The 16434-nt window shown below is 70.3% G+C and carries 16 protein-coding genes; 6 read left to right on the forward strand and 10 right to left on the reverse strand.

The window, feature by feature from the left end; translation table 11 throughout:
• Positions 1-319: 319 nt before the first annotated feature.
• The 5 genes from KCH87_RS11230 to KCH87_RS11250 are packed head-to-tail and all read left to right on the forward strand — an operon-like array spanning position 320 to position 5876.
• A complete protein-coding gene (locus tag KCH87_RS11230; protein ID WP_308298807.1) occupies positions 320-3070 on the forward strand; it encodes a nitrate- and nitrite sensing domain-containing protein in 2751 nt (916 codons plus the stop codon).
• Complete coding sequence (locus KCH87_RS11235; RefSeq protein ID WP_210585827.1) at positions 3067-3570, forward strand: roadblock/LC7 domain-containing protein; 504 nt, start codon at positions 3067-3069, stop codon at positions 3568-3570. The genes KCH87_RS11230 and KCH87_RS11235 overlap by 4 nt, the downstream gene beginning before the upstream one ends.
• Positions 3567-3989, forward strand: coding sequence for a DUF742 domain-containing protein (locus KCH87_RS11240; protein WP_210585828.1), 423 nt, complete (start codon positions 3567-3569; stop codon positions 3987-3989). The genes KCH87_RS11235 and KCH87_RS11240 overlap by 4 nt, the downstream gene beginning before the upstream one ends.
• Entirely contained in the window at positions 3970-4614 is a 645-nt protein-coding gene (locus KCH87_RS11245) for an ATP/GTP-binding protein (RefSeq protein WP_210585829.1), read from the forward strand. The genes KCH87_RS11240 and KCH87_RS11245 overlap by 20 nt, the downstream gene beginning before the upstream one ends.
• A gap of 14 nt (positions 4615-4628) precedes the next feature.
• The gene (locus KCH87_RS11250) at positions 4629-5876 is read left to right on the forward strand and encodes a styrene monooxygenase/indole monooxygenase family protein (RefSeq protein ID WP_210585830.1); all 1248 of its coding nucleotides are present in this window, start codon (positions 4629-4631) and stop codon (positions 5874-5876) included.
• Here KCH87_RS11250 and KCH87_RS11255 read toward each other — a convergent pair.
• From KCH87_RS11255 to KCH87_RS11270, 4 genes are all read right to left on the reverse strand, one after another.
• Complete coding sequence (locus KCH87_RS11255) at positions 5800-6987, reverse strand: C40 family peptidase (RefSeq protein ID WP_210585831.1); 1188 nt, start codon at positions 6985-6987, stop codon at positions 5800-5802. The genes KCH87_RS11250 and KCH87_RS11255 overlap by 77 nt on opposite strands.
• 103 nt (positions 6988-7090) lie before the next feature.
• Positions 7091-7408: a hypothetical protein gene (locus tag KCH87_RS11260; RefSeq protein WP_308298808.1), complete on the reverse strand. Its 318-nt coding sequence runs from the start codon at positions 7406-7408 to the stop codon at positions 7091-7093.
• A 10-nt stretch (positions 7409-7418) separates the two neighbouring features.
• Entirely contained in the window at positions 7419-8066 is a 648-nt protein-coding gene (locus KCH87_RS11265; RefSeq protein WP_210585833.1) for a TetR/AcrR family transcriptional regulator, read from the reverse strand.
• Positions 8067-8167: 101 nt separating this feature from the next.
• Entirely contained in the window at positions 8168-9106 is a 939-nt protein-coding gene (locus KCH87_RS11270) for a diiron oxygenase (RefSeq protein WP_210585834.1), read from the reverse strand.
• Positions 9107-9195: 89 nt separating this feature from the next.
• Between KCH87_RS11270 and KCH87_RS11275 the strand changes: the two genes are divergently transcribed.
• The gene (locus KCH87_RS11275) at positions 9196-10305 is read left to right on the forward strand and encodes a ferritin-like domain-containing protein (protein ID WP_210585835.1); all 1110 of its coding nucleotides are present in this window, start codon (positions 9196-9198) and stop codon (positions 10303-10305) included.
• An 83-nt stretch (positions 10306-10388) separates the two neighbouring features.
• On the opposite strand, the gene KCH87_RS11280 is transcribed toward KCH87_RS11275, so the two are convergent.
• The 6 genes from KCH87_RS11280 to KCH87_RS11305 form a co-directional block, all read right to left on the reverse strand.
• Positions 10389-10895, reverse strand: coding sequence for a DUF3291 domain-containing protein (locus KCH87_RS11280; RefSeq protein ID WP_210585836.1), 507 nt, complete (start codon positions 10893-10895; stop codon positions 10389-10391).
• A 66-nt stretch (positions 10896-10961) separates the two neighbouring features.
• Positions 10962-12419 carry a penicillin-binding transpeptidase domain-containing protein gene (locus KCH87_RS11285; RefSeq protein WP_210585837.1) on the reverse strand — a complete coding sequence of 486 codons (1458 nt, stop codon included), beginning with the start codon at positions 12417-12419 and terminating at the stop codon, positions 10962-10964.
• Positions 12416-13780, reverse strand: coding sequence for an FtsW/RodA/SpoVE family cell cycle protein (locus KCH87_RS11290; RefSeq protein WP_210585838.1), 1365 nt, complete (start codon positions 13778-13780; stop codon positions 12416-12418). The genes KCH87_RS11285 and KCH87_RS11290 overlap by 4 nt, the downstream gene beginning before the upstream one ends.
• 43 nt (positions 13781-13823) lie before the next feature.
• Positions 13824-14261, reverse strand: a complete 438-nt coding sequence (locus tag KCH87_RS11295; RefSeq protein WP_210585839.1) for an SH3 domain-containing protein — start codon at positions 14259-14261, stop codon at positions 13824-13826.
• 206 nt (positions 14262-14467) lie between these two features.
• The gene (locus KCH87_RS11300) at positions 14468-15703 is read right to left on the reverse strand and encodes a HAMP domain-containing sensor histidine kinase (protein WP_210585840.1); all 1236 of its coding nucleotides are present in this window, start codon (positions 15701-15703) and stop codon (positions 14468-14470) included.
• Positions 15700-16434: a hypothetical protein gene (locus KCH87_RS11305; protein ID WP_210585841.1), complete on the reverse strand. Its 735-nt coding sequence runs from the start codon at positions 16432-16434 to the stop codon at positions 15700-15702. Before KCH87_RS11305 ends, KCH87_RS11300 begins: the two co-directional genes overlap by 4 nt.

The following is a 16434-nucleotide window of genomic DNA, read 5'->3' on the forward strand; positions in this document are numbered from 1 at the left end:
AGAACCCTTGCAGGTCAGACGCCTGAAATGGGGTGGAATGGTTCACTCCGGGAAGGCGCGGCGGCACATAGTGCCATCGTGCGCCGCGGACGTCCAACCGGCCCGCCGCGAGGCGCTGTCGATAGCGCCACAGGAACTTGCCCGCCCACTGCCGACCGAGGTTCACTCCTTCGGGTGGCGGGTCAGGTGATGCGCGACCACTGCCCACCGGCGTGGGAGGGTCGGGGACCGTACCGGGGCGGACACACCGGCTGGTAGCACCAGTTGACGCAGCGCCACCCGGGCCCATGGGTATCACGAGTCAGGAATGCGAGCACCGGTGCAGAAGACGCGGCCTCGTCGTACAGGCAAGCAGACGGCCTCCCAAGGGGGCGCGGAGCACACGTCGGACACTCTCGCCGGCAAGGGCCGTCCGACCCACGTACGCAACCGGCTCATCGTCGCCGTCGCCGTGGTGGCCGCCGCCGTCGCCGGGGCCGGAGCGCCCTCCCTCATCACCGCCTCGGGACAACTGGGCGACTCCCAGGAACTGGTGACGCTCTCGGAACAGACCGAGGACGCCCTTGCGCTCGCCCACTCGCTCGCCGACGAGCGGGACGAGGTGACCACGTACATCGCGGCCGGCCGGGCCAAGTCCAAGGCGCCGAGCGAGCAGCGCAGCGCCCGCGTCGACCGGCAGGTCGAGGAGTTGCGCGCCGACACGGACACGCCCGCCTCGCTGCGGTCCGACCTCGACGGCATCGCGCCCGTACGGAGAGCGGCGCTCACCGGAAAGAGCACCGCTCTCGAAACGCACCGTGCCTACACGGCCGCCATCGCCGAACTCCACCGGCTCACCGAGCAGCTGGCCGAGCAGATGCCGGCCCGCGCGGGCTCCGGCGCGTACGCCCTCGCCGAGCTGGACTCCGCCGTCCAGCAGGCCGCCGCCGCCCGCGGACTGCTACTCGCCGCGCTCAACATCCCGCGCACCACCCAGACGGTCGTCGTCGACCCCATCACCGGTCTGGCCAGTACGGTCACGCAGTCCTCGGACGCCGACCGCAAGCAGCGCGACGCCCTCACCGCCGCCGCCCAGGAGGCCCGGCTGCGCTCCGACGCGGCGCTCGCCGAGTTCCGCGACACCGCGCCCGAGTCGGCCCGGACGTCGTACGACTCCACGGTCACCGGCCCCGAGGTCAACTCCGCGGAGAAGTACCTCGCCTCCCTCACCGACCAGCCGACCCTCTCCGACGGTGAACTCGGCACCAGCGCCGACAAGGCGGACGCCGCCCTGTCCGCCCGAATCGACGCGATGCGCGGCGCCGAGTCCGCGCTCTTCGACCGCCGCACCAAGGACCTGGCCCAGCTGCGCGACGACGACGTCACCGAGCTGGAGATCCGGATCGCCGTCCTCGGCGCGCTGGTCCTGCTGACCATCGGCATCGCCACGGCCATGGCGCGTACGCTCACCCGCCCGCTGTCCGTCCTGAAGCGCGGCTCGGCCCGCCTGGCGAACGCCGAGGATCCCGCCGCCGAGGAGGCCGTCACCTTCACCGGCCGCAACGACGAGTTCGCCCAGGCCGTCCGCTCCGTCAACGCCCTGCACGCGCAGGCCGTCGAACTGCATCAGCGGGTCGCCACACTTGAGGCCGACCGTAAGCACCTGGTCGGCCAGCGGCAGAAGATGGCCGACGCCCGCGAGCAGCTGCGGACCGAACTCGCCGACTCCGCCGCCCAGTTGGACCGGCTGCGGGACAGCATCGGCGCCACCTTCGTCAATCTCGCGCTGCGCACCCTCGGCCTCGTCGAACGCCAACTCGGCGTCATCGAGGGCCTGGAGGAGCGCGAGCAGGACCCCGACCGGCTGGCCACGCTCTTCAAGCTGGACCACTTCGCCACCGTCATGCGCCGGCACAGCGAGAACCTCCTCGTCCTCGCCGGCACCGAGCACGTCCAGCAGAGCGCCGGGCCCGTGCCGCTCATCGATGTCGTACGGGCCGCGGTGAGCGAGATCGAGCGCTACGAGCGGGTCCGTATCGCCGCACTGCCGCCGCACGCGCACATCGCCGGGTTCGCCGCGGACGACCTGAGCCATCTGCTCGCCGAGCTGATGGAGAACGCGACCGCGTCCTCGCCGCCCGACCTGCATGTCGACGTCTCCGGCTGGCTGCTGGAGAGCGGCGAGGTCATGCTCTCCGTGCAGGACGAGGGCATCGGCATGACCGCCGAGCGGATGTCCAGGCTCAACGCCCGCCTCGCCGACTTCGACCCGGAAGCGACGTACGACCAGGAGGGCGAGGAGGGTCTCGGCCTCGGCCTGTACGTGGTGGCCCGTCTCGCCCACCGGCACGGCATCCGCGTCCAGCTGCGCGAGCAGAGGCAGGGCGGTGTGGCCTCGGTCGTCGTCCTGCCGAAGGGCCTGCTGGCCGCGGCCCCGTCCGTCGCGGTCCCGTCGTCGTCACCGGGCGTGTACGCCGAGGCCAACTCCAACGTCCTGCCCGGCCGTTCGGGGAACGACGACCTGCTGGTCGCGCTCGCGGAGAAGGCCGTACGGGAAACGGGGGACGCCGACAAGGCCGTACCGGACCCGGCACAGCCGCGGGAACACCCGGCCGAGACGACGATAGAGCTCCTGGTCCCGGACCCTGCGTCGGCCGATCAGCCGGCTGCCGAACCCGCGGCCGCCGACGGCGAGGACGCCCCACAGGGGCCACCCGCACCCGACCACGAAACCAGCACGGGTGGTGCGGGTGGGAACAATCCCGCCGAAGGCGAAGCCGAGGCGGAGGCGGAACACCAGCGCACCCCCGACGAGCCCGAAGAACGCGTCACCGACAAGGGCCTGCCCAAGCGCACCCCCAAGATCACCACGCCCACATCGGTGCCCCGCCCGCGCAGCGGCTCCGTGGACGCCGAAGCCCTGCGCCGCCGCCTCGGTGGCTTCCGCCGGGGCGCGGAGGCGGGCTACCGCGACGTGGAGGCGGAGATCGCCGAACGGACGGGCGAGAACCGGGTACCCACCGCACCCACACCGCACGAGGCACAAGCCGAGGAAGCCACGGGGGGCACTGTCGAGGAGGCAAGCAGTTGACCGCGCCCAGTACCTTCGGATTGAGCAGTGAAGCCCAGAACCTGCACTGGCTGCTGACGAATCTCGTCGAGGAGGTGCCGGGCATCGAGTCCGTCGCGGTGGTCTCCTCCGACGGACTGCTGCTGCTCTCCTCCGACCCGGGCAGAAACGCCGCGGCGCGGGAGGCCCTCGCCACCCGCCCCAAAGGCCCCCGCGGCTCCTCCGCCGACCTCGCCACCGTCGTCTCCGGCATCGGCAGCCTCACCATCGGCGCCGCGAAGCTCATGGAGAGCGGCACGGTGAAGCACACGATGGTCGCGATGGACGAGGGCAGCCTGTTCGTGATGTCGATCAGCGACGGCTCGCTGCTCGGGGTGCACGGTTCCGCGGACTGTGACATGAGTGTCGTGGCGTACCACATGGCGCTGTTCGTCGGCCGTGCCGGACACGTCCTGACGCCCGAACTCCGCAGCGAGCTACGAAAATCCCTGGAAGCCGAGTCGACGGGGAGTGCCCCATGAGCAGCGATACGCCGAAGAAGCTTCCCGTCCGCGGCGGCGACCGCAAGCCCGCCCGCGTACGCCCCTACTCGCTCACCGGCGGCCGTACCCGCTTCGGGCACGTCCTCCTCGTGGAGACGTTCGTGGCGAGCACCGCGGCCCTCGAAGCTCCGGAGGAGCGCAAGGAACTGACGAATGGTTCCCTCACCACCCGGGTGATGCCGGAGATGCGGGCCATCGTCGAACTGTGCCGCCGTATGCGCACGGTGGCCGAGATCGCCGCGCTGCTGAAGATGCCGCTCGGCGTGGTCCGGGTGCTCATCAGCGACCTCGCGGACCAGGGAAAGATCCGTGTGTACGGCACCGGAACCGGCCACGGCACGGGCCGGCCGGACCGCGCGCTGCTGGAAAGGGTGCTGAGTGGACTCCGTCGTCTCTGACGCCGCGAGAGGCGTCTCCCCGCTCGTCGATGCCGAGCCCGACGAGAACCTGAGGTCCTGGCAGACGGACCGTACCCGCGCCCCCATCGCCACGAAGATCGTCGTCGCGGGCGGCTTCGGCGTCGGCAAGACCACGCTGGTCACCGCGGTCTCGGAGATCACGCCCCTCCAGACGGAGGCGCTGATGACCCAGGCCAGCGAGGACACCGACGACCTCACCGGCACGCCGGAGAAGCTGACCACCACCGTGGCCATGGACTTCGGCCGGGTCACGCTCGACGACGACCTGGTGCTGTACCTGTTCGGTACGCCGGGCCAGCAGCGGTTCTGGTTCATGTGGGACGACCTGGTGCGCGGCGCGATCGGTGCCGTCGTGATGGCCGACACCCGCCGTCTGAAGGACTGCTTCCCGGCGCTCGACTACTTCGAGAGCTGCGGGCTGCCGTACATCGTGGCGGTCAACCACTTCGACGGCAGCGAGCGGTACGAGCCGGAGGACGTACGGGAGGCGCTGACGATTCCCGCCCGCATACCTGTAATGATCATGGATGCGCGGCGCCGGATCTCGGTGATCGAGACCCTCCTTGGTCTGGTGGCCCACGCACTGGACGAAACCCCCGAGTAGGAGAACAGCCCCGGATGCGGAAGATACTCGTCGTCGGAGCCGGCCAGTCCGGTCTCCAGATCGCCCTCGGACTCCAGTCGAACGGGTACGAGGTCACCCTGATGTCCAACCGGACGGCGGACGAGATCCGCAACGGCCGGGTCATGTCGACGCAGTGCATGTTCCACACGGCACTTCAGCACGAGCGCGATCTCCAGCTGAACTTCTGGGAGTCCCAGGCCCCGAAGATCGAAGGACTCGGCGCCTCGGTCGCCGCCCCCGGCTCGTGGAGCGAGGGTCCCGCGGCGCGCGCCATCGACTGGCTGGGCCATCTCGACGGGTATGCGCAGTCGGTCGACCAGCGGGTGAAGATGGCCGGCTGGATGGAGACGTTCGCCCAGCGCGGCGGCCAGCTGGTCATCCACGGTGCGGCGGTCTCCGACCTGGACTACTTCGCCCGCACGTACGACCTGGTGCTGGTCGCGGCGGGCAAGGGCGAACTCGTGTCCATGTTCGCCCGGGACCCCGAGCGTTCCCCGTACAGCGAGCCGCAGCGTGCCCTCGCGGTCGCGTACGTCCATGGCATGGGCCCGCGCCCGGAGCACCCGGAGTCCGAGGCGGTCCGCTGCAACCTGGTGCCCGGTGTCGGCGAGCTGTTCGTCATGCCGACGCTGACCACCTCCGGCCGCGCGGACATCCTGTTCTTGGAGGGCATACCCGGCGGCCCGCTGGACGTCTTCAACGGCGTCAAGGACCCGGTGGAGCACCTCTCCCTGACCCTGGAACTCATGGAGAAGTTCGTCCCCTGGGAGCACGCGCGGGCCACGAAGGTCGAACTGACGGACGCGGGTGGGGTTTTGTCCGGGCGATACGCGCCCACCGTCCGCAATCCGGTCGGGCGGCTGCCCGGCGGCGGGCTGGTGCTCGGTGTCGCCGATGTCGTCGTCGCGAACGACCCGATCACCGGACAGGGCTCCAACTCGGCGTCCAAGTGCGCGGCTTCGTATCTTGCCTCGATCCTCGAGCACGGCGACAAGGAGTTCGACGAGGCGTGGATGCGGGGGACTTTTGAGCGGTACTGGGACACGGCGCAGCACGTGACCAAGTGGACGAACGCGATGTTGGCTCCGCCGCCGGAGCACATCCTGAACCTGATCGGGGCGGCGGGGCAGCTTCAGCCGGTGGCTGATCGGTTTGCCAACGGGTTCAATGATCCGGCCGATTTTGAGAACTACTTCTATGAGCCTGAGAAGACTGGGGCGTATCTGGCTTCTGTGGCCTAGTCGCCGTAGGGGTGCTGGGGAGCGGGAGGCTGCGGGTTCGTTGTGGCCGATCGCGCCGTTCCCCGCGCCCCTTTGGGGCGCGTTTGTCTGGGCGTACTGCTCCCAGGATCGGGTTGGATGCGATGGGGGAGAGCTTGATCTTCTCGCCGGTTCTTGGGGCGTGTACCACCTTGCCGTCGCCCAGGTAGATCGCCACGTGTGTGGCTTTCCGGAAGTAGATGATCAGGTCTCCGGGGCGCAGCTCCTTCAGTGAGACTCTCGGGAGCTTGGCCCATTGCTCCTGGCTGGTTCTTGGGATGGGTGTTCCCGCGTGGCTCCAGGCCTCGGAGGTGAGGCCCGAGCAGTCGTACGTCTTCGGGCCCTCGGCGCCCCATTCGTAGGGCTTTCCGAGCTGACGTACCGCGTAGCGCAGCGCCCGGTCGCCCTTTCGGGAGGGCGGGCGGTTGTCGCTCAGGGTGCCGGAGGCCATGAACGTCCGCTGTGCCCTGTCGGTGCCGTCCTTCTCGAACTCGGTCAGCGCGGTGAGCTGTTCGGGAGTGAGGGAGGCGAGCAGCTTCTCGACGTCGTGGAGCCGCTTGCGTACCTCGTCCCGCTGCTTCTTCTGCCGGGCGGCGAGGGAGAGTTGACGGTCGAGGGCGGTGCGGGCCTTGCGGGCGATCTCGTCGGCCTTGTGCTCGGTTCCGGTGAGCCGGGTCACGGTCTCGGCCCGCTCCCGCGCCAACTGCCCGATCACATGCCCCTGGTCGAGCGCGTGCTGCGGATCGCGGGCCAGCAGCAGCCGTACGTACGGGGAGATCTCGGTGCTGCTCTGGTACTGCTGTCGCGCGAGCCGGCCGGCGGCTCCCTTGCTGTCGTGCAGGGAGAGCCTGGCCCGCGTGAGGGCGCGGTCCAGCCGGTCGACCTCGGTGCGCTGCTTCTTCAGCTGCTCCTCGGTGGCGTTGTAGGTCTCGGTGGCCTGCTCGGCCTCCCGGTACAGCCGCTGAAGGTCCGTCAGCAGCCGGGCCACAGAACGGTCACCGGGCTCCGGTACGGCCGTGGCGGGTGCGGCGGCGAGAACCGCATGGGTCGCCACCGTTGCCGTACAGACCAGACGCAGAAGGCGTCCTGACATGTCATCACCTCCGGTGCGGGGCGGCCCCTCCGCTCCGCACCGTGAGCATCAGACGTGGTCGCCGGGCCCGCGCGCCGGGTGTGCGCGGTTCGGCGTAACTCCGTCACTCGTCGGCGTCATCCCGCTTGCCGCCCGGCGTGGTGTCTGGCTTGGACCAGGGCCACTTCAGTGCCCTGCCACGCCCGCCCGCCCCTTTTTCACCTTCGGCGGCATACTCGTACTTCCACCCCTGCGTCAGCCCGAGCCGCTTGCTGTGCCCGCGCGGCACCCGCCGGTAGACGAGCACGGTGGGCGGGCCGCCGTCGGGGGCCGGGACGGGGATGCGGTACGTCTTGGGCGGATGCCCGGTCGCGCCCAGCAGCACGGGCAGGACACGGCCGTCCATCGGCCCGCCCTCGAAGGGGGTGTCTTCGCTCTTCACGGCACCAGTCTCAGTCATCCGCCGCGAGGGCCTCGACCAGGGCGGCGGTCTGCGGATCGCGCGCGCCGGTCACCGTCAGCGCGGCCGTGAACTGCTCCACCAGCCACTCCCGCAACTCGTCGAGCGGCGGTTGCTTGCCCTCGTCGAGCCAGATGAGCGAGGCCGCCTCCACCGCCGTGATCCACATGCGTACGGTCATCCGCAGCCGCAGGCCGGGGTCGGTGACGTCGAGATGGCTGAGGATGTGCTCGGCGGCGGCCCGGCGCACTCCGTCCACGATGGCGGTCGTACGGGACGTCCCGACGACGCTGCCGCCCTGGAGCAGGGCGCTGAATCCGGCGTCGTGCTCGTCGACGAAGGCGAGGTAGCGGTCGAGGGCCCGCACCAGCCGGGGCAGGCGGGGGCCTTCGCGGGGCTCGTCGAAGCACTGCTGGAGCTCGTCCGCGGCGGATCTCAGGGCGGCCTCGTACAGCTGCTGCTTGCCGCCGGGGAAGTACCGGTACACGAGTGGGCGGGAGACTCCTGCCGCCTCTGCCACGTCGTCCAGCGAGACGTCCTCGGGGGCGCGGTGGGCGAAGAGGCTCAGTGCGGCGTCCAGGAGCTGACTTCGTCGCTCCTCGACGCTCAGGCGCCTGTAGGCGGGGGCGGCGGGGGTCATGGGTGCAGCCTAATCGCCGTGGCGGGTGCGGGGAGCTGGCGGCTGCGGGCCCGTTGTGGCTGGTCGCGCAGTTCCCCGCGCCCCTGGGTGGGGCCAGTCACCTATGCCAGGAGGCCCGACGCCTTCCACAGGCGCCGCCCTACTCCCCGCAGCACCCCTATGTCGTCCAGGAAGTCCGTCAGTCGTTTCGCGCCCGTCTGCATGACCTCCCGGCGGTGGCCGCTGGCCTTCATCTGTGCCATGGCCTCGCGTTTGTCCAGGCCTACGTTCGTGTAGACCTCGGGGTTCACGAAGGCCACCGAGAAGATGCGGGCGAACTCGCCGGAGGTGACCCGGGTGAATTCCTGGGACCACCTCGGGGCGGTCACCATCTGGCGGCGGAGCTCTTCACGGGCGTACCGCACATGACGTGCCTCCTCCACCACATGGATCCGCGTGACACCCCGGATCAGGGGCTGTACCCGCTCGTCCGGGAAGGTCAGCCGCTGCATCCAGTCGAGGACCTCCTCGCCGAGGAGTGTCGCGGTGAAGGAGCCAGGGGTGGTGGAGATGGTCTTGAAGAGGCGGCCCAGGTTCTGGTGCGCCCGGCTCACCGGGTACCACGGTGTCCCGCCGTGCGAGATCAGCCGGGCGAACATCTTCGAGTGCCGGCACTCGTCCTCGATCTCGGTCAGCGCGTAGCGCACATGCGCGCTCGTCGCGGCCTTGTCGTAGATGTGCCGGGTGAGCAGCTGCATCAGGATGATCTCGAACCAGATACCGAGTGAGGCGAGCGCGGCGGCCTCGTGCTGCGAGAGCAGGATTCGCTGCTCCTCGCTCATCCGCCGCCACATCGGCGTGTCGTACAGCGACACCAGCTCCGGCGGCCAGAACCACTTGCCCTCCTCGAAGGGCGAGTCCCAGTCCAGTTCCTTGTCGGGGTCGAAGGAGTGCTTGAGGGACGAGGCGAGCAACCGCTCGGCCACCTGCTCACGGTCCTTGAGCAGGCCGAGCGCATCGCGCAGCCCGTCCAGCGCGTCGGCTTCGGTCACGGTCGTCATGGGCTTATGAGACCGCTTGTCAGCAAGCCCGTCAATCCCCCGCGCGCGACTTGTTGACCGCGCGTCTACCAAGTAGGAGCCTGCGGTGCATGCCGACTGAAGACCTGTACGCCATGGACCCGGGAGACTCCCTCTGGCGCGTGCCGGCGACCGGCGCCGCTCGCTTCAACTGGGAGTACGACGACGGGCGCGACCGCCTCCTCGCCCTCTACCAGAAGGGCAAGGACAAGCAGTGGGACGGACAGAAGCGGATCGACTGGGATCTGGAGGTGGATCCGTACGACCCGCTCGGCACGCCCGACGAGTCGATCAGCATCCACGGGACCCCGTACTGGGCGAAGATGACGGACCGCGACAAGGGCGAGCTGCGCCGGCACCTCGCGTCCTGGCAGTTCAGCCAGTTTCTGCACGGTGAGCAGGGCGCGATGATCTGTGCGGCCCGGATCGTCGAGTCGGTCCCCGACCTGGACGCGAAGTTCTACTCGGCGACCCAGACGATGGACGAGGCCCGGCATGCCGAGATCTACGGCCGTTTCCTGCACGAGAAGATCGGCCTGCTCTACCCGATCAACGACAACCTCCAGTCCCTGCTGGGCGACACGCTGCGGGACTCGCGCTGGGACATGCCGTATCTCGGCATGCAGGTGCTCATCGAGGGCCTCGCGCTGGCCGCCTTCGGCATGATCAGGGACACGACGGACAAGCCCCTGCCCAAGCAGATCCTGGCGTACGTCATGCAGGACGAGGCCCGGCACGTCGCCTTCGGCCGGATGGCGCTGCGCGACTACTACCGGCAGCTCAGCGACGCCGAACTCCGTGAGCGCGAGGAGTTCGTCATCGAGGGCTGCTACCTGATGCGTGACCGGCTGCGCGGGGTGGAGGTCCTGGAGAACTTCGGCATCCCGAAGGCGGAGGCCGAGGAGTACAGCGAACGGTCCGAATTCCTCGCCCTCTTCCGCAAGCTGCTGTTCAGCCGCATCGTCCCCTGCGTGAAGGACATCGGCCTGTGGGGCGAGCGCCTCCAACAGGCCTATGTCGACATGGGAGTCTTCGAGATGGGCGACTCGAACCTGGATCTGCTGATGGCGCAGGACGAGGAGATCGCCGAGAAGCTCGACGCCGAGCGGTTCGCGGCGGAGGAACACGACCGGGTCGCGGAGGTGGATCAGTCCATCGCCCTGGGGGCAGACGAGGCCTGAGCAGCGCCCCGCAGGGGCGCGGGGAACTGCGCGACCAGACCCCACCGACCCGCAGCGATCGAACCGCCTGCCCAGCGGAGCGCTTACGCAGGGCAGCCCAGGTCGTCCGGAACCTCAAACGCCACCGGTGGCGCACCCTCCGCGGGGAACGACGTGCGCAGGGTGAACGCGTACGGCGTCGGCCCGTTCGTGCGCAGATGCAGCAGGCGGGACTCGGCCTCCGCGACCGTGGGCCGGTGGCCCGCCGGGACCCACCACATCGCCACCATCGCCTCCGCGACCCGCTCGAACCACTCCCGCCGACGCGCGAGCATCTCCCGGTGCCGCCCCTGGTACATGTACGCGGTCAGCGCGTCGGCGTCCCGCCACACCGACATGTTGATGATCAGCCACTTGTCGCCGAAGACCTGGATGTCGGTCGCGTCGCCGTCGTCCGACTGGAGTCGCCAGACGAATCCGTCGGCGGCGTCCGCATCCGCGTTGACCGGGTCGAGTGCATCGACGAAGTCCTTCAACTCCGGGGAGTCCAGGGGGAACTTGAGGCGGCCGATGTTCACCTGGGCAAGTTCGTACGCGGCGGATGTCGTCATGTACCGAACGGTAGGTCGGGGGAGGGGGGCACGGGTACCCCCGTCTCAACAATCGAGCACGCCCGCCTACGAGTTCAGCACCGCCCTCATCACCGCCCGCGCGATCGGCGCCGCGTCCCCGCCCCCGCTGATCTCCCCCCGGCGCGCCGACGCGTCCTCCACCACCACCGCGACCGCCACCTTCGGCTCGACGTCACCGTCCCCGTGCGCCCAGGAGACGAACCAGGCGTACGGCGTCCCGGAGTTGTCGACGCCGTGCTGGGCGGTGCCGGTCTTGCCGCCGACGGTGGCGTCGCGGATCGCGGCATTGCGGCCGGTGCCCTTCGTCACCACGTCGGTCATCAGCTTCTTCATACGGACGGCCGTCGACGGGAGCATCATCTGCCGCAGCGGGCGCGACCCCGCCGTCGACATCGTCGTACCGCTCGCCCGCGTGGTCCGCTCGACCAGGTACGGCGACCGCACCTGCCCGCCGTTCGCCACGGCCGCCGCGACCATCGCCATCTGCAAGGGCGTGGCCCGAGTGTTGTACTGCCCGATCGAGGACAGCGCCAGCTGCGCCCTGTCCACCGAGGTGTCGAAGGTGCTCGGCGCCACCGAGAACGGGATCCTCGCCTCGGTGTCGTTGAAGCCGACGGCCTCGGCCGTCCGCGCCATGGCCTCCACACCCACCCGCACGCCCAGCCTCGCGAACACCGTGTTGCACGACCACACGAACGCCTCCCGCAGCGAGGCGTCCCGGCAGCTGTCGGCCTCGTTCGTCAGCGAGGTCCTGGTCCCGGGGAGGGTGTAGGGGTCGGGCGAGTCCGTCGGCTCGTCCAGATCCGTGATGACCCCGGCGTCCAGCGCCGCCGCCGCGGTCACCACCTTGAAGGTGGACCCCGGCGGATACGTCTGCCGTACCGCCCGGTTGAGCATCGGCTTGTCCCGGTCGCCGTTCAGCCGCTCCCAGGACTGCTTCGCCGCCGCCCCGTTCCCGGACAGGGCGGCGGGGTCGTACGACGGAGTGGACACCAGCGCCAGGATCCGTCCCGTCGCCGGCTCGATGGCGGCCACCGCGCCCTTGCGCCCGCCGAGCCGCGCGTACGCCGCCTCCTGCGCGGCCGGTTCGATGGTCGTCACGACGTCGCCGCCCGGGTTCTGCGACCGCGTGAAGTCGTTCCACAGGGGGAACGGCCGGAGCATCGGGGCCGTGCCGGACAGGACGTCGTCCTCGGCGTGCTCCAGGAACGTCGTGCCGTACTCCTGCGAGGCGAAGCCGGTGACCGGCGCGTACATCGGGCCGTGCGCGTAGGACCGTTCGTAGCGGAGCTGCTCGCGGGTGTCCTCCGAGCCGGTGAGCGGGGCGCCGCCGGCCAGGATGTCGCCGCGCGGCTGGCCGTAACGGGCGATGTTCTGACGGCGGTTGGCCGGGTTGTCGTCGTAGGACGGGGCCTGGACGACCTGGATGCGGGCGGCGTTCACCAGGAGCGCGACCAGGAGCAGGGCGCAGAACACCGCGGCGTGTCTGATGTAGCGGGTCATGGGGCGACCTCCCCGTCGTACTGCCGTCGTGCCGAGTCGCTCACCCTGACCAGCAGCGCCACGATCGCCCAGTTGGTGACCACCGACGAGCCGCCCTGCGCGAGGAACGGCATCGCCATACCGGTCAGCGGGATCAGGCCCGTCACCCCGCCCGCGATGACGAACACCTGGAGCGCCACGATCGAGGCGAGGCCCACCGCGAGAAGCCGGCCGAACGGATCACGCAGGACCAGGCCCACCCGGTAGCCGCGCTCCACGAGCAGGCCGTACAACAGGAAGATCGCGGCCAGACCGGCCAGGCCCAGCTCCTCGCCCGCCGTCGCCAGGATGAAGTCCGACTTGGCGGCGAAGCCGATGAGAACGGAATGACCGAGGCCCAGGCCGGTGCCGAGCACGCCGCCCGCCGCGAAGGCGAAGAGGGTCTGGGCGAGCTGGTTGGCGCCCTGGCCCGCCTCGATCGACGCGAACGGGTGCAGCCAGTCCTCGACCCTGCTGTGCACATGCGGCTCCAGCCAGCCGACGGCGACGGCACCGAGCGCGGCCAGCAGCAGGCCCACCGCGATCCAGCCGGTGCGCCCGGTGGCGACGTAGAGGAGAACCACGAACAGACCGAAGAACAGCAGCGACGTGCCGAGATCGCGCTCCAGCACCAGCACACCCACGCTCAGCAGCCAGATCGCGACGATCGGGCCGAGGACCCGGCCGGTGGGGAGCTGGAGGCGCCAGATGCGGCGGCCGGTGTAGCGCAGCGCATTGCGGTTGGCGGCGAGATACGCGGCGAAGAACACCGCGAGCAGCACCTTCGCGAACTCGCCCGGCTGGATGGAGAATCCGGCGATCCGGATCCAGATCCGGGCGCCGTTCACGGCCGGGAAGAAGATCGGGAGGGTGAGGAGGGCGAGGGCGGCGACGACACACACATACGCATAGCGCTGGAGCACCCGGTGGTCGCGCAGGAGAAGGACGACGAAGATGAACAGGCCCACGCCCAGCGTCGACCAGACGAGTTGGGTGGGCGCCGCCCGGTCGCCCGGGGTCTCCAGGTCGAGCCGGTAGATCAGCACCAGGCCGAGGCCGTTGAGCAGCACGCCGATCGGCAGCAGGAGCGGGTCGGCGTAGGGGGCGCGGAGGCGGACCGCGATATGCGCCAGCAGCGCGAGCACGCCCAGCCCGGCGCCGTAACCGGCGGCGCCGGGCGGGACGGAGCCGTTCTTCGCCAGGCCGACATCGCAGTAGCCGTACACCGACAGGAGTACGGCGACCACGATGAGGGCGAGTTCGATGCCACGGCGCCGGGGCAGACGGACGGCGGTCGCGTGCGGGTCCGCCGTCGCTGCCAGGGTGGTTCCGGCCTTGCTCATGTCCGGAATTTACCCAAATAGGACATCTTGTGAGCCTCCGGTATCAGCACCAGCGTGGCGCGGCCCCGATGTTGTTGATGAAACGCGCCGAACCCCAGGCCCAGGTGCCGTCCGTGAGGAGGTACCAGAGTGGGTTGCCCAGGATGTTCTGGCCCGGTGTCTTGCAGAAGATGGACACGTAGTCACCGCGGTAGACCGACCGGATGGGCCGACTGCCACGGGTCGGCGCGCTGCGCAGAACCAGTCTGTCGACCGTCACGACGCCCCGGTAGCGGCGCGGGTCGCGTTGATCGCCCCGGCCACCGAATTCGTCGGATCCGTCACCACCGCCGAATTCCGAGTCACCGCTGCTGAACCCCGAGTCGCCACCGCTGCCGAACTCGTCGTCCGCGACGGCGGGCGAAACGACGGTCGCGGTGGCGAGGGCGGCGACGGCGGCAGTTGTGGCGAGCCGACGGACGAGGCGGATACGAAGAGACATGGTGGGCACCTCCATGAATGGGCCGAAGCTGACTAATCGCCACATTAGGAGCGAGATCGCCTGGTCGCGCGTGCTGATGGGCCATAGGAGCAGCGCCTATAGGGGCCGCGCAGCGGGCCCCTGGGGGCGCGGGGAACTGCGCGACAAGCCACAGACAACCCGCAGTCGGCAAACAACCGGCACCCCCGAGCTATCAGCCGCTCCGCTCACCGAAGGACAAGCGTGGCGACGGCCCCACCATCCTCCGCATTGCCGAACGACAGCCGCGCGCCCAGAACCTCCGCCTGGCCCAGCGCAATCGTCAGCCCCAGCCCGTGCCCCTTGGCACCACCTTCCGTACGGAACCGCTGCGGCCCGTGCTCCACCAGATACTCCGGATAGCCGTCCCCGTGATCCCGCACGCTGACCACCGGCCCGTTCACCGTGACGACGAACGGCGGGCGCCCGTGCCGGTGCGCGTTGGCGACCAGATTGCCGAGCACCCGCTCCAGGCGCCGCCGGTCCGTCTCCACCGTCGCGTCCCGTACGACCCTGACCTCGGTGTGGTTCCCGGCCGTCCGCACCACCCGCTCGGCCAGCGCCGCCAACTGTTCGGTGTCCAGGTCGAGCCGCTCCCGCCCGGTGTCGAGCCGGGAGATCTCCAGCAGGTCCTCGGTCAGCGTCCGCAGCGCCGCCACCCGGTCCCGGACCAGCTCGGTGGGCCGTCCCGCCGGGAGCAGTTCGGCGGCCGCGTGCAGTCCGGTCAGCGGGGTACGCAGCTCGTGCGCCACATCCGCGGTGAACCGCTGCTCGCTCTGAAGCTTGCCCTGTAGCGACGCCGCCATGGAGTCCAGCGCGGCGGCGACCGCGGCCACCTCGTCCTGGGGGCGCGTCGGATCCTTCGTACGGGGGTCGTCGACGCGAGCGTCCAGATCGCCGCCGCTGATCCGCCGGGCGACTCGCGCGGTCGTGTGCAGCCGGCGCGTCACCCGGGTCACCGCGAACGCGCCCACCAGCAGCGTCACCCCGATCGCCAGCCCCGAGGACCAGATGATCGCCCGGCCGAGGTCGTTGATGGTGCGCGACTGCTGCGAGTAGTCGACCTCCACGGCAAGCGCCCGCCCGCCGTCGGCCGGGCCCGCCGCCCACATCGTCGGGCGGCCCTCGTGGTCGGCGACCATCGTGCCGCGCTCGCCGGCCGCCGCCAGCTTCCGCAGCGACTCGGGCAGCCCGTCCGGGTCGACGCCCATGCCCGGCATCAGCCTGTCCCCGGCCTCGAACGCCGTGGTCGCGTCGTCCAGCCGGGACAGCGCGAGGTCACGGGCCTGCTCGACCGTCTGGTTCGACACGGACACATGCACGAGGACGCCGAGCAGCGCGGCCAGCGTGCAGCACATCACCGTGATGAACACGGCGGCCTTCACGGCGAGCGTCCCCGCCCAGCGGGGGAGCCCGAGCCTCATCGAGGACTCGCCGAAGCGGAAGCCGATGCCGATGCCGATGCCGACGGTCGTGCGGTCCGCTTTCCGGTGCCGGTGCGCAGCATCTCGTCATGCGTGAGCAGCATCGTGTGCTGGTTCGCGTCCCAGGTCCACTGGAGGCGGTACTCGTAGCCGGCGACCTCGGACGGCGAGCGGATGATCACGGATCGCCCGGCCAGCTCGACCGCGCTGATCGCGTCTTCCCAGCTCATGACCCGCACCAGCCGCCCCTTCGTGACGGTGTAGACGCGTACGGCCGTCAGGGTGCCCGGCAGCTGCCGGAAGCCCAGCGTCAGATCGTCCCGCCCGTCGCCGGTCAGATCGCGGTAGTACGGCCTCAGGACCGGGCACCTGGCCCGGTCCCCGCCCTCCGCGCAGTCGGCCATCCGGTCGCCCGTCTCGCGATACGGCGCCTTGCCGCCCTCGTAGTCGCCGGGGCTCGTGGCGATCTCGGCCCGTACGATCGCGACCGGATCGACCTTGCGGATGGTGCCGCCCGGCACGGCGATCCCCTTGATCACCTCGTTCTCCACCTCGCCGATCTCGTAGGCGGGGGAGGACGCCGGTCGCAGCTCGGGCCACAGCCGGGCCGGGCTGACCGCGGTCGGGGTCGGGCCCGCGCCGCGCAGCTCGCCGGCGTCGCCGCAGGCCGCGGTGGTGCCCGCGAGCAGGGCGACAAGAGCGACGGCACGCGCGGGGCGGCTGAGGGGCAC

Origin of the sequence: Streptomyces sp. GESEQ-35 (genome assembly GCF_017948485.1) — a bacterium.
In the GTDB taxonomy this organism is placed as follows: Bacteria; Actinomycetota; Actinomycetes; order Streptomycetales; family Streptomycetaceae; genus Streptomyces.

What these genes read in the sequence shown, in the direction of transcription:
- KCH87_RS11280 (WP_210585836.1), bottom strand. Translation starts at nt 10,895, where the DNA reads ATGACGACATCCGCCGCGTACGAACTTGCCCAGGTGAACATCGGCCGC.
- KCH87_RS11255 (WP_210585831.1), bottom strand. Translation starts at nt 6,987, where the DNA reads ATGTCAGGACGCCTTCTGCGTCTGGTCTGTACGGCAACGGTGGCGACC.
- KCH87_RS11290 (WP_210585838.1), bottom strand. Translation starts at nt 13,780, where the DNA reads ATGAGCAAGGCCGGAACCACCCTGGCAGCGACGGCGGACCCGCACGCG.
- KCH87_RS11285 (WP_210585837.1), bottom strand. Translation starts at nt 12,419, where the DNA reads ATGACCCGCTACATCAGACACGCCGCGGTGTTCTGCGCCCTGCTCCTG.
- KCH87_RS11250 (WP_210585830.1), top strand. Translation starts at nt 4,629, where the DNA reads ATGCGGAAGATACTCGTCGTCGGAGCCGGCCAGTCCGGTCTCCAGATC.
- KCH87_RS11265 (WP_210585833.1), bottom strand. Translation starts at nt 8,066, where the DNA reads ATGACCCCCGCCGCCCCCGCCTACAGGCGCCTGAGCGTCGAGGAGCGA.
- KCH87_RS11275 (WP_210585835.1), top strand. Translation starts at nt 9,196, where the DNA reads ATGCCGACTGAAGACCTGTACGCCATGGACCCGGGAGACTCCCTCTGG.
- KCH87_RS11300 (WP_210585840.1), bottom strand. Translation starts at nt 15,703, where the DNA reads ATGAGGCTCGGGCTCCCCCGCTGGGCGGGGACGCTCGCCGTGAAGGCC.
- KCH87_RS11295 (WP_210585839.1), bottom strand. Translation starts at nt 14,261, where the DNA reads ATGTCTCTTCGTATCCGCCTCGTCCGTCGGCTCGCCACAACTGCCGCC.
- KCH87_RS11240 (WP_210585828.1), top strand. Translation starts at nt 3,567, where the DNA reads ATGAGCAGCGATACGCCGAAGAAGCTTCCCGTCCGCGGCGGCGACCGC.
- KCH87_RS11270 (WP_210585834.1), bottom strand. Translation starts at nt 9,106, where the DNA reads ATGACGACCGTGACCGAAGCCGACGCGCTGGACGGGCTGCGCGATGCG.